General features: G+C 74.1%; 12 protein-coding genes. 8 read left to right on the forward strand and 4 right to left on the reverse strand.

Annotated elements, in window-relative coordinates:
- Window positions 1-4: 4 nt before the first annotated feature.
- Complete coding sequence (locus tag AB0P35_RS34915) at window positions 5-1,669, forward strand: DUF5719 family protein (RefSeq protein WP_363518974.1); 1,665 nt, start codon at window positions 5-7, stop codon at window positions 1,667-1,669.
- 12 nt (window positions 1,670-1,681) lie between these two features.
- On the opposite strand, the gene AB0P35_RS34920 is transcribed toward AB0P35_RS34915, so the two are convergent.
- Window positions 1,682-2,131: a metallopeptidase family protein gene (locus tag AB0P35_RS34920; RefSeq protein WP_095874617.1), complete on the reverse strand. Its 450-nt coding sequence runs from the start codon at window positions 2,129-2,131 to the stop codon at window positions 1,682-1,684.
- Window positions 2,132-2,215: 84 nt separating this feature from the next.
- Between AB0P35_RS34920 and AB0P35_RS34925 the strand changes: the two genes are divergently transcribed.
- The 5 genes from AB0P35_RS34925 (at window position 2,216) to ahcY (ending at window position 6,970) form a co-directional block, all read left to right on the forward strand.
- The gene (locus tag AB0P35_RS34925; protein ID WP_095874618.1) at window positions 2,216-2,632 is read left to right on the forward strand and encodes a DUF3499 domain-containing protein; all 417 of its coding nucleotides are present in this window, start codon (window positions 2,216-2,218) and stop codon (window positions 2,630-2,632) included.
- A gap of 140 nt (window positions 2,633-2,772) precedes the next feature.
- Window positions 2,773-2,955 (forward strand): Trm112 family protein, encoded by a 183-nt coding sequence (locus tag AB0P35_RS34930; protein WP_363518978.1) that lies wholly within the window; start codon window positions 2,773-2,775, stop codon window positions 2,953-2,955.
- Between the two features lie 10 nt (window positions 2,956-2,965).
- Window positions 2,966-4,156 carry an SIS domain-containing protein gene (locus tag AB0P35_RS34935; protein ID WP_306454411.1) on the forward strand — a complete coding sequence of 397 codons (1,191 nt, stop codon included), beginning with the start codon at window positions 2,966-2,968 and terminating at the stop codon, window positions 4,154-4,156.
- A 114-nt stretch (window positions 4,157-4,270) separates the two neighbouring features.
- Window positions 4,271-5,245: a cation diffusion facilitator family transporter gene (locus AB0P35_RS34940; RefSeq protein WP_363518981.1), complete on the forward strand. Its 975-nt coding sequence runs from the start codon at window positions 4,271-4,273 to the stop codon at window positions 5,243-5,245.
- Between the two features lie 276 nt (window positions 5,246-5,521).
- A complete protein-coding gene (gene ahcY / locus AB0P35_RS34945) occupies window positions 5,522-6,970 on the forward strand; it encodes an adenosylhomocysteinase (protein WP_095874621.1) in 1,449 nt (482 codons plus the stop codon).
- Window positions 6,971-7,060: 90 nt separating this feature from the next.
- Here ahcY and AB0P35_RS34950 read toward each other — a convergent pair whose 3' ends face one another.
- Together AB0P35_RS34950 and AB0P35_RS34955 are read right to left on the reverse strand one after the other, a co-directional pair.
- A complete protein-coding gene (locus AB0P35_RS34950; RefSeq protein ID WP_363518985.1) occupies window positions 7,061-8,158 on the reverse strand; it encodes a hypothetical protein in 1,098 nt (365 codons plus the stop codon).
- The gene (locus AB0P35_RS34955; RefSeq protein ID WP_363518987.1) at window positions 8,155-8,682 is read right to left on the reverse strand and encodes a SigE family RNA polymerase sigma factor; all 528 of its coding nucleotides are present in this window, start codon (window positions 8,680-8,682) and stop codon (window positions 8,155-8,157) included. Before AB0P35_RS34955 ends, AB0P35_RS34950 begins: the two co-directional genes overlap by 4 nt.
- Window positions 8,683-8,781: 99 nt before the next feature.
- Here AB0P35_RS34955 and AB0P35_RS34960 point away from each other — a divergent pair, with 99 nt between their 5' ends.
- Complete coding sequence (locus tag AB0P35_RS34960) at window positions 8,782-9,432, forward strand: hypothetical protein (RefSeq protein WP_363518990.1); 651 nt, start codon at window positions 8,782-8,784, stop codon at window positions 9,430-9,432.
- Window positions 9,433-9,469: 37 nt separating this feature from the next.
- Here the strand turns inward: AB0P35_RS34960 and AB0P35_RS34965 are convergent, their stop codons facing one another.
- A complete protein-coding gene (locus tag AB0P35_RS34965) occupies window positions 9,470-10,432 on the reverse strand; it encodes an RDD family protein (protein WP_306454412.1) in 963 nt (320 codons plus the stop codon).
- Window positions 10,433-10,521: 89 nt separating this feature from the next.
- On the opposite strand from AB0P35_RS34965, the gene AB0P35_RS34970 reads away from it, so the two are divergent.
- Window positions 10,522-11,526, forward strand: coding sequence for a stage II sporulation protein M (locus tag AB0P35_RS34970; protein WP_363518993.1), 1,005 nt, complete (start codon window positions 10,522-10,524; stop codon window positions 11,524-11,526).
- Window positions 11,527-11,932 lie beyond the last annotated feature (406 nt).

The following is an 11,932-nucleotide window of genomic DNA, read 5'->3' on the forward strand; positions in this document are numbered from 1 at the left end:
CGCGATGAAGAAGCCCAGCATCAAGGCCCCCGCCCTGAAGAAGCCGAGCATGCCCGCGATCAAGAAGCCGAGCCTGGAGGGCCTGCCCGGCGGCAGCCGCACCGGCCGGTCGCTGCTGGCCGCGGTGGCCGTGCTCGGCGTGGTCTTCGGGATCGCCGAGCTCCGTCCGCCGGCCGACCCGTCCACGGCCGGCCGGCCGGGTGGCGCCACCACCGCGCAGGTCGAGCGCACCACGCTGGCCTGTCCGGCCCCGATCCAGGGACTGCTCGCCTCCACCGACCTCACGCTGTTCAGCCCGGCGGGCGGCACGACGGAGGCCGGCGGCGCGTCGCTCTCCGACGTCGTGCCGCCCACCGCCGCGGCCCCGGCGAGCCCGTCGGCGGCGCCGTCCGGCAGCGGTTCGGCGAGCCCCTCGGCGAACCCGTCCGGCAAGCCCGCCGGCGGCGCGGCGGCCCCGGCCGCGAACGCCCGGCTCACGCTGGCCAAGCCCGGAGTGCCGGTCACCGGCCGGGCCGCCCCCGGCGACACCGCGCCCGGCACGGTCGCCACCGCCACCGGCGGCTTCGCCCCCGGCTTCAGCGTCTCCCAGACCACCGTCTACACCGACCAGGCCAGGGCCGGCCTGTACGGGCTGGACTGCGCCCCCTCCGGCACCGACTTCTGGTTCGCCGGCGCCAGCACCTCGCCGGGTCGCACCGACTACGTCAGCCTGACCAACGCGGACTCGGCGCCCGCGACCGTCGACATCCGGCTGGTCGGCGAGAAGGGTGCGATCGACCTCGACGCCGCCAACGGCATCACCCTGGCTCCCGGCACCTCCCAGGCGGTGCGGCTGAACACGCTGCTCAAGGCGGAGAACGCGGACCTCGCCGTGCACGTGGTGGTGCGCGACGGCCGGGTCGGCGCCGCGCTGAACGTTGCCGACGAGGGCAAGGGCGCCGACTGGGTGGCCCCCTCCGCCGCGCCCGCCGCGGTGCAGGTGATGCCCGGCCTCCCGGCCGACGCGGCCTCGGCCCGGCTGATCGTCGCCGCCCCGGCCGACGACGACGCCGACCTGAAGATCCAGATCTCCGGGAAGAACGGCTGGTTCACCCCGGCCAGCAAGGAGTCCCTGCACGTCAAGGCGGGCATGGTCGCCGCGCTGGACCTGGGCAACGTCAACAAGAACGAGGTCGGCGCGATCCGGCTCAGCCCCAGCGACCCGGCGCACCCGACCCCGGTGATCGCCACCGTCCGGGTCGACCGGGTGAACAACGGCAAGTCCGACGCGGCCTGGATCAGTGCGGCCGGCCCGGTCGGCAAGCGCGCAGTCCTGGCCGACAACCGCGGCGGCGGCGCGACCACCGTCCTGCTCACCGCCACCAGCTCCTCGGCAGCGAAGGTCCGGCTCACCGCGTCCGCGGGCAGCGGCGGCGGCACCCCGGCGACCAAGGAGGTCGAGGTCCCGGCCGGCACCACGGTGGCCGTGCAGGGTCTGGAGCCGGCCGGTGTGAACGGCGTCTACGGGATCACCGCGGAGACGCTCTCCGGCGGACCGGTGGTCGCGGCCAGGATGCTCGCGATCGCGCAGAAGGACATCCCGATGTTCACCGTGCAGAGCTTCCGGGACGACCACAGCACCGTCACGGTGCCGTACGCGGAGAACGACCCCGGCCTGGTGCTGCGCTGAGCGGAGCCCGGGTCAGTCCTCGTCGTAGCGGGGGTCGATGGCGTCGGGCGACAGCCCGAGCAGCTCGGCCACCTGCTCGATGAGGACCTCGTGGACGAGCGCCGCCCGGTCCTCGCGCGACTTCGCGCGGATCTCGACCGGGCGGCGGTACACCACGATCCGGCTCTTGCGGCCCTGGCCCGCCGGGATCACCCGGCCGAGCGGCACACCGTCCGGGCCCGGCTCGCCCTGCGCGGGCAGCGGCACCTCCTGGACGGCGAACTCCACGTCCACCAGCTGCGGCCACCGCCGTTCCAGCCGCTCCACCGACTCGCGGACGTAGTCGTCGAACAGCTCGGAACGGGTCAGCGAGATCGGCACCTGCGGCGGTGCGAGCGGTCCGCGCAGGCCGCGGCCGTGCCGGTCCCGGTGGCGCGCTCGGCGCTGCCCACCGGCCGGTGACGGAGATGTGGGGCTGTCCATATCAGTGTCGAGCGTAGTCCCTGACCGGGCGGAAGTGGACCACCCCGCGGCCCGTGCGGCGGCGACACGGAGCGCCGGGCGGGGGTGGGTCGTCGCGGCCCGCTCGGGAGTGCTGTACCGTCCACCCTCGTGAGCTCTGTACGTCGTTGTTCGCGGACCGCGTGCGGCCGGCCGGCCGTGGCGACGCTGACGTACGTCTACGCGGACTCGACCGCCGTGCTGGGCCCGCTCGCGACCTATGCCGAACCGCACTGCTACGACCTGTGCGCCGAGCACGCCGAGCGGCTGACCGCTCCGCGCGGCTGGGAGGTCGTCCGCCTCGCCGCCGACGCCGGCCCCGTCCGCCGTACCAGCGACGACCTGGAGGCGCTGGCCAACGCCGTCCGCGAGGCCGCCCGCCCGCAGGAGCGCACGCCGCGTCAGGGCGGTGCCGGGGACGTCGAGTCGGGCGGGATCGGCCGCCGCGGCCACCTGCGCGTGCTGCGTTCCCCGGACAGCTGAGGCTCCCTCCCGGTCCGGCCGACCGGCTCGTCCGCGAGTGGCCCCCGATGATCTGACGGCGGCCCGGTCGCGGCCGGTAGTGTGGCTACCGGCCGGGCACGGCCGCACCGCACACCGCACGAATCTGGAGCCCGACGTCCATGAGCCTGCCGCCCTTCCTGCTGGAGATCCTGGTCTGCCCGCAGTGCCACGCGCCGCTCGCCGAGAGCTCCGACCAGGACGGCCCGGAGCTGCGGTGCACCGGTGACGGCTGCGGCCTGATCTACCCCGTCCGCGACGAGATCCCCGTCCTGCTGGTCGACGAGGCCCGCCGCCCCTCCTGACCCCCGCCCGGTGAGCCCGCTGGAGGCCGGCCGCATGCTCGACGACACCCTGCTCGACGACCCGGCCGCCCTGCAGCGCGCCGACCGTCAGCATGCCCTGCTGGCCCTCGCCGGGGCGGGCGCCCGGATCCGCACAGCCGTCCGGCTCGCCGAAGAGGCCGGGCTGGCCTCGCTGCGGCCCGAGGGCCGGCCCCGCACCGTCCTGGTGGCCGGCCACGGCAGCGGGCTGGTCGCGGCCGAGGTGCTCGCCGCCGTCGCGGTGCCCTCCTGCCAGGTGGTGCCGCTCGGCCCGTCCGAGGCCACCCCCGGCGCGCCGGACTCGCTGGCCGCGGGCCTGGTCTGGCAGCTGCCCGGGTGGGCCGGTCCGCTCGACCTGCTGGTCGTCGGCAGCGACGCCGGGGTCGGGTCGGGCCTGGTCAGGCTCGCCGAGCAGGCGTACGCGCGGGGCTGCGCGATCGCCGTGATCGCCCCCGCCGGCAGCCCGCTCGCCGAGGCGGCGCTGCAGGTCAGAGCCCTGCTGCTGCCGTTCGTGGCGAGCGCGGTCGAGCCGGGTGAGCAGCCCGACGACGAGCCGGACCTACCGGCCGAGGACCCGGGCGCGCTCTGGGCGTACCTCGCCCCGCTGATCGCGCTGGCGGACCGGATCGGCGCCGCCCAGCTCCCGGTCGGCTCCCTGCAGGCCGCGGCGGACCGCCTCGACGAGGTCGCCGTCCGCTGCCGTCCCGACGCCGCCGCCTACCTCAACCCGGCCAAGGGCCTGGCCGCCCAGCTGTCCGGCACCGTGCCGCTGGTCTGGGCAGACGGGCCGGTGCCGAACGCCGCCGCGACCCGCTTCGCCGGGATGCTCGCCGACCGGGCCGGCCTGCCCGCGCTGCCCGGGCCGCTGCCGCGGACCCTCACCGCCCATCGCGGTATGTTCGTCGGCCACCTCGGCGGCGGTGCCGACCCCGACGACTTCTTCCGCGACCGGGTGGACGAGCCCGAGCCGCTCCAGCTGCAGGTGGTGCTGCTGCGGCACACCCCCGGCCGCCCCGCGGACGCCGACCCCGGATTCGCGGTGTCCCGCGCCCGCCGGCTGGCCGACGCCCACGACGTCCGGCTCACCGAGTTCACCAGCACCCTGGACGACCCGCTGCAGGCGCTCGCCGAGCTCACCGGCCCGACCGACTTCGCCGCCGTCTACCTCGGCCTGGCCCGCTGACGCCCGCACGCCCTGACCGGAGATCAGCCTTCCGCTCCGGGCGGGATACTGTGTGCGCTCGACAGCTGAGCCACCGGCCGTAGAGCGGCCCAGTCGGAGGGACCGGACCACAGCATGAGCACCGAAGGCGGCACCAAGGCACTGGTCGCGGCGCTGTCCGCGAACCTGGCGATCGCGGTCGGCAAGTTCACCGCCTTCGCCTTCACCGGGTCCTCGTCGATGCTGGCCGAGGCCGTCCACTCGGTCGCCGACTCCGGCAACCAGGTGCTGCTGCTGGTCGGCGGCAAGCGGTCCACCCGCGAGGCGAGCGAGCAGCACCCCTTCGGGTACGGCCGCGAGCGCTACGTCTACGGCTTCCTGGTGTCGATCGTGCTGTTCAGCCTCGGCGGCATGTTCGCCGCCTACGAGGGCGTCGAGAAGATCATCCACCCGCACGAGCTGACGGACTGGGGCTGGGCGGTCGGCGTCCTGGTGTTCGCCGTGGTGATGGAGGGCTGGTCCTTCTGGACGGCCTACCAGGAGTCCGCCAAGGCCAAGGGCGCGTTCGGCTGGCCCGAGTACATCCGCCGGGCCAAGGCCCCGGAGCTGCCGATCGTGCTGCTGGAGGACACCGGTGCCCTGATCGGCCTGGTGCTCGCGCTGCTCGGCGTCTCGCTGAGCGTGATCACCGGCAACGGCGTCTGGGACGGCGCCGGCAGCCTGTGCATCGGTCTGCTGCTGATCGTCATCGCTCTCGTGCTCGCCTCCGAGACCAAGTCGCTGCTGATCGGCGAGTCCGCCGACAAGGAGGTCGTCGGCGAGATCCGCGACGCCCTGGTCGACCACGACACCGTCACCGACGTCATCCACATGCGCACCCTGCACGTCGGCCCGGAGGAGCTGCTGATCGCCGCGAAGATCGCGGTCAACGCCGAGGACACCGCCGCCCAGGTCGCCGCCGCGATCGACGCCGCCGAGGCCCGCGTCCGCCGGGCGGTGCCGATCGCCCGCGCCATCTACCTGGAGCCCGACATCTACAGCGCCGAGAAGGCCGCCGCCGGCCCCGACCCGGAGGCGACCCCGGGCGGCCCCGGCCCCGACCGGCACTGACGGCGCGCCACCGACGGCCGGCCGCCCCGCAGGAACACCGCGGGGCGGCCGAAACCGTGCCCCGCTTGCTCGTGGCCCGGCCGAGCCGGGGCCGGCTCGGTGTAGATTCGTCCCCAGAGCCAAACGTCGCTGCTGATGGCGGTCGATCGGGGCCGCGCCCCGGTCGAGGGAGAGAGGTCCTCCGACGGATTGTGCCGCGCAGCAGAGTGCCGTCATCTGGCCGCTCTGCGGCCAAGCACACCCGTTCACAGGCCCACGCAGCGAGGAGCATCCCGCATGTCGTCCCTTCTCAACGGTGACTTCAAGGTCGCCGACCTCTCCCAGGCGCCGTTCGGCCGCAAGGAGATCCAGCTCGCCGAGCACGAGATGCCCGGCCTGATGTCGATCCGCAAGGAGTACGCGGCCACCCAGCCGCTGGCCGGTGCCCGGATCACCGGTTCGCTGCACATGACCGTGCAGACGGCCGTCCTGATCGAGACGCTCACCGCGCTCGGCGCCGAGGTCCGCTGGGCCTCCTGCAACATCTTCTCCACCCAGGACCACGCCGCCGCCGCCATCGCGGTCGGCCCCGAGGGCACCGTCGAGGCCCCCGCCGGCGTCCCGGTCTTCGCCTGGAAGGGCGAGACCCTGGAGGAGTACTGGTGGTGCACCGAGCAGGCGCTGACCTGGCCGAACGGCCAGACCCCGAACATGATCCTCGACGACGGCGGCGACGCCACCCTGCTGATCCACAAGGGCGTCGAGTTCGAGAAGGCCGGCGAGGCGCCGGACCCGTCCACCGCCGACAACGACGAGTACCGGATCATCCTCGAGCTGCTCAACCGCACGCTCACCGAGTCCCCCGCCAAGTGGACCGAGATGGCCTCCACCATCAAGGGCGTGACCGAGGAGACCACCACCGGCGTCCACCGCCTGTACGAGATGCACCGCGACGGCAAGCTGCTGTTCCCGGCCATCAACGTCAACGACTCGGTCACCAAGTCGAAGTTCGACAACAAGTACGGCTGCCGCCACTCGCTCATCGACGGCATCAACCGCGCCACCGACGTCCTGATCGGCGGCAAGGTCGCCGTCGTCTGCGGCTACGGCGACGTCGGCAAGGGCTGCGCCGAGTCGCTGCGCGGCCAGGGCGCCCGCGTCATCGTCACCGAGATCGACCCGATCTGCGCGCTGCAGGCCGCGATGGACGGCTACCAGGTCGCCACCCTGGACGACGTCGTCGAGTCCGCCGACATCTTCATCACCACCACCGGCAACAAGGACATCATCCTCGCCTCCCACATGGCGCGGATGAAGCACCAGGCCATCGTCGGCAACATCGGCCACTTCGACAACGAGATCGACATGGCCGGCCTCGCCAAGCTCCCCGGCGTGGTGAAGACCGAGGTCAAGCCGCAGGTCCACGAGTGGCGCAAGGCCGACGGCCGCACCATCATCGTGCTCTCCGAGGGCCGCCTGCTGAACCTCGGCAACGCGACCGGCCACCCGTCCTTCGTGATGTCCAACTCGTTCGCGAACCAGACCATCGCGCAGATCGAGCTGTTCACCAAGACCGCCCAGTACCCGGTCGGCGTGTACGTCCTGCCGAAGCACCTGGACGAGAAGGTCGCCCGCCTCCACCTCGACGCCCTCGGCGTCAGGCTCACCACCCTCACCCAGGACCAGGCCGACTACATCGGCGTCCCGGTCGAGGGCCCCTACAAGCCGGAGCAGTACCGCTACTGATCCCGGCCCGCCGGCCGACGGCGGAGAACCGAACGACGCGTACGCCCGGTGCCCGACGGCACCGGGCGTACGCCCGTTCCCACGGCCCGGTCAGACCGTGCCCCGCTCCCACGAGGCGGGATCCGCGCCGACCACCGTGACGTGCGACAGCCAGCCCGCCGCACCGCCCACCGCGTCCAGCGCCCCGTTGGCCCCGATCTGCACGCACAGCATCAGACCGCTCCGCTCCCGGCAGGACGCCGGATCGGTCGTCCCGGCCGCACCCGGCACCGCCCGCGTCCGCGGCAGCCAGTCCGCCCCGACCGGTACCACCGTGGTGCTGAAGGACTGCGTCGGCGAGACGGAGACGGTCAGCCGCAGCGACCAGTCGCCCGGACCGGACAGCGGCCGCAGCAGATCCCCGCCGATCACCGCGTACGCCGCCGGCACCCCGGTCAGCCGCACCGGCAGCGGCACCGCCCGCTGCCCGAAGGTCACCTTCTCGGCCACCTGCCGCGGCAGCGTCTCCCGCTGCTCCTGAGGCACCGACGAGGAGAGCAGCTCAGCCCACCGGCCGTCCGGCGTCCGCCAGCGCAGCACCGTCGGCGCGCCCGCGACCGCCGCACCCTCCCCGGGCACCATCCAGTACGCCTCCCGGCCGCCCACCGGTGCGGTGTCCTGCCGGACGGTCTGCGTCCGCCCGTCCGCCTGCAGCTCCATCTGCGGCGTCTCCCCCAGCGGGTACACGCTCAACGCGAACCGCATCCCGCCGCCCGCCGCGTCGCCCGAGGCCTGCACCAGCAGCCCGTTCCCGCCCGCCGAGTACCGCACGGCCTTCACCGACGCAGGCAGCCAGCCGAACTCCGCCTCCGCCGACAGCGGGGCGAACCCGTCCGCGAAGGGCCCACCGGAGGCCGAACCGTGCGCAGTACCCGCCCGCGGCGTCACCGCGGGCGTCGGCCCCGGCCCTCCACCGGGCCCCGCCGGACCGACCGGCGCCGCCGAGCGCCCCCCGACCCCCGCCGCCACCGAGCTGCACACCAGCAGCACGGCCGCGGCCGCACCCCACACCGCCGTCCGCCGCCGCGCCACCCGGCTCCGGCCCTGCCGCACCGCCGCGTACACGTCCACACCGCTCGGCGGCGCCGCGGCCTCCGCGAGCTCGGCGAGCCCCGTCACCAGTTCCTGCTCCGACCTGCTCCCGCTCACGCCTCGGCCCTCCCCGCCCGAGCGGGGACGACCCGGCGGCGCAGCGCCGCCAGCCCCCGCGACGTCTGGCTCTTCACATTGCCCGCCGAGCAGCCCAGCACCTCGGCCGTCTGCTCCACCGTCAGATCGCCGTAGTAGCGCAGCACCACCGCCGCCCGCTGCCGCGGCGGCAGCGATGCCAGCGCCTGCCGCAGATCCAGCGACGCGTCCAGGTCCGGCACCACCGCACCGGTGTCCAGCCCGGACCCGACCGTCCGGATCCGCCGCCACCACGGCGACCGCTGCTCCGCCAGGTACGTGTTCACCAGCACCGTCCGCGCGTAGCCGTCCCGGTTCTCCACCCGCCCGACCCGCGACCAGTTCGCGTAGAGCTTGGTGATGCTCTCCTGCACCAGGTCGTCCGCCCGGTGCCAGTCCGAGCAGAGCAGATACGCGACCTTCCGCAGCCAGCCCGCCCGGGAGGCCACGTACTCGGTGAACTCGGCGTCGCGCGCGTGCCGCGCGGAACCCGCCGTCCTCGCCATCGAAGGCCCCCTCCCTCCCCGATCCCGGCAGTGCGCTCCGCACCGCCCGCCTCCCTAATGCGAGCCGGACCGGAAAAGGTTGCACGTAGGCTTCGGGCCATGCCCAACGGCCGTTACTCCCTGCACACCGACACCGGCCCCGCCGGCCACGGCCCCGCCCTGATCGGCGAGGAACGCTTCAGCTGCGCCCCGGGACCGGCCGGCTGGCGGTACGTCTCCAAGACCTACGCCCCCGACGGCAGCGTCCTCGCCACCACCGACCTCACCCTCGACTCCCGGGCCCGCCCGATGCGCCTGGAACTGCGGGCGGGCGGTTGGCAGGTGCGGGGCGGTGCGGTGGACGGCGTCGCCTGGGTCCGTGCGGCGGCCGTCGACCCGACGGGGGAGAGCGCCGTCGAGGGCCACGACCGGGCGCACGGCTTCACCGGCACCTCGCCGGCCTTCCTGGTCGCCACCGCCCGGCTGCTGCGCCTGGAGGCAGGCGCGAGCATGCGGGTGCGGCTGGTCGCGCTCACCGAGCCCGTCCTCGCCCCGCGCACCGTCGACCAGGGCTGGCAGCTGGCCGGCGTCGACACCCACGAGACCGACGGCGGCCCACTGCTGGTCGAGCGGTACACGGTCGCCGACCTCGCCACCGGCGAACAGCAGACCGTCCACATCGCCGGGGACGTGGTGCTCGCCGCACCCGGCATCGAACTGGAGGAACTGGAGTCGCCGCCCAACGCCTGGCCGGCCGGGTACACCGGCTGAGGCGAGCCCGGGGGGCTTGCGCCCGGCCTTGCCCGGCTCAGGCCGGCGGCGCGAAGCCGGTCGACGGGGCCTCGGGAGCCGAGGGGCCCGGCGCGGGTACGGGAGCCGCCGGGGGAGCGGGCACGGGTGCCGGTGCCGGTGCCGTCGGCGGAGCGGGTACAGGTGCCGGGCCGGCCGCCGGCGCGCCTGTTGCGAACGCCTGCTGCGAACGGGCCGCGGCCGCCGCCCGCTCCCACTCGCGCCGCTGCCGCTCGGTCAGCACGGCCCCGAGGTAGGCCGCCGGATGCACCCCGTACGGCGCCGGGCGGCCGGTCCGACCGGCCAGGTCCGCCGCGAGCCGCTCGGCCATCCCCGCGGCCACCGCCGGGTCGAGCTGGTCGATCCGTCCCAGGAACTGCCGGACCGCCAGCCACAGGCCGTCCGGGACGGCGGAGAAGTCCAGCGCCACCAGGTGCTCGCCGATCGCGTGCAGCAGCCCCGGAGGCACCGGCGGCAGCGCCGAATGGGCCCGCGCCGCCTGCGGCAGGCGCTCGCGCACCACCAGCGTGCCCGCGAAGACGTCGCCCAGCCGCCGCCCCTGCGGGGAGACCAGCGACGCGATCACCGCGACCGCGCCCACGGTCATCTGGATCTCCAGCACCGCCACGAGCCCCCGCACCAGCGTGTGCCGGAACCGCACCGGACCACCGTCCGCCCGCACCACCCGCAGGCCCAGCGCCAGCTTCCCCAGCGAGCGCCCGTGCGACAGCGTCTCGACCAGCACGGGCACGCCGAGCAGGAAGAACACGCTCAGCCCGAGCATCACCGCCGCGGCGGCCGCCTCGTCCAGCGCCGGCAGCGCGGTCAGCACCACCGTGCCGGTGACCATCAACGCGACCGTCTCGGCCGCCAGGTCCAGTGCGATCGCCAGTGCCCTGCTGGGCACCTTCGCCGCACGCAGCCCCAGGACGACGGCCTCACCCGTCACCAGGTCGCTCACCGCGCCCCCCATCCGTTCCATCGCTGATCCCCGGCGGCCAAACATACGGCCGCCCGCCTCTGGCAAGCTAGGCCAGCCCCCGCCCTCGCCACCCCGTGGAAGTGAGCCGCATGGACCTGGACGTCTTCGTCGCCTCGCACCAGGAGGAGTGGCGCCGCCTGGAGACCCTGAGCCGGCAGCGCAGGCTGAGCGGCACGGAGGCGGACGAACTCGTCGCGCTCTACCAGCGCGCCACCGGCCATCTCGCCCAGGTCCAGACGGCCGCCCCCGACCCGGTCCTGGAGGGCCGCCTCACCACCCTGGTCGCCCGCGGCCGCAGCGCGGTGACCGGGGCCCGCACCTCCTCCTGGCGGGACGGCGGCCGCTACTTCGCCGTCGGCTTCCCGGCCGCCCTCTACCGGGCACGCCGCTGGTGGGTCCCCATCGCCGTCCTCTCGCTGCTGCTCAGCGCCCTCGTCGCCTGGTGGGTCTCCAGCCACCCGGAGGTCCGCGCCAGCCTCGGTGCCCCCGAGCAGCTCCGCGAGATGACCCGCCCCGGCGGAGGGTTCGAGGCCTACTACTCCGAGCACCCCGCCACCTCCTTCGCCTTCCAGGTGTGGACCAACAACGCCTGGGTGGCCGCGCAGTGCCTGGTCTTCGGCGTCCTCCTCGGCATCCCCGTGCTGTGGGTGCTCCTGGAGAACGTGCTGAACCTCGGCATCGGCCTCGGCCTGATGTCCTCCGCCGGCCGGCTCGACCTCTTCCTCGGGCTGCTGCTCCCGCACGGCCTGCTCGAACTCACCGCCGTCTTCGTGGCCGCCGGGGTGGGCCTGCGCCTCGGCTGGACCGTCGTGGACCCCGGCCGCCGCACCCGCGCCGCCGCCCTCGCCGAGGAGGGCCGGGCCGCGATCGGCATGTCCGTCGGCCTGGCCGCCGTGCTCATGGTCACCGGCGCCATCGAAGCCTTCGTGACGCCCTCCGGGCTGCCCACCTGGGCGCGGATCTCCATCGGCGTCGCCGTCGAGGTGCTCTTCCTGCTGTACGCCCTGGTGCACGGCCGGCGGGTCGCAGCCACCGGCGAGTTCGGCGACGTGGAGGCCGCCGACCGCACCGACCTCCAGCCCGTCGCGGCCTGAAGACACGGCCGCCGACCCGTGCGGGAACCGGCTCGGAGCCTGGTACGCTCTTGATCATCCCCAAGGCCATTGACGTGGGTTTGACGGGCTAGTAGGTTTGAACGGTTGGGAGCGGCTGGACAACGGCCGCATCCAGGCGTAGTGTCTACGACACCGTCCAGCCAGGGCAGAGCGTCCGTTCGGACCGCCACCCGGCAGGGACAAATCCCGGGACTGAGCACTCCGAAGCTTTTGATAAGCTTCGTTGCGAAGTCAAGGAAATCCCCTCCAGTGGGAATCCGAGAAACAAACGGTCGGTAAAACGACCGGGCGCGGATCTGATAAGCTGGAAACACGAAAGAGCGAAACGCCCGGAGGGTCCGCTGGAAGGCGGTCCGAAGGAAGTGTCCGTTCCTTGAGAACTCAA

Origin of the sequence: Kitasatospora sp. NPDC085879, assembly GCF_040686255.1 — a bacterium.
In the GTDB taxonomy this organism is placed as follows: domain Bacteria; phylum Actinomycetota; class Actinomycetes; order Streptomycetales; family Streptomycetaceae; genus Kitasatospora.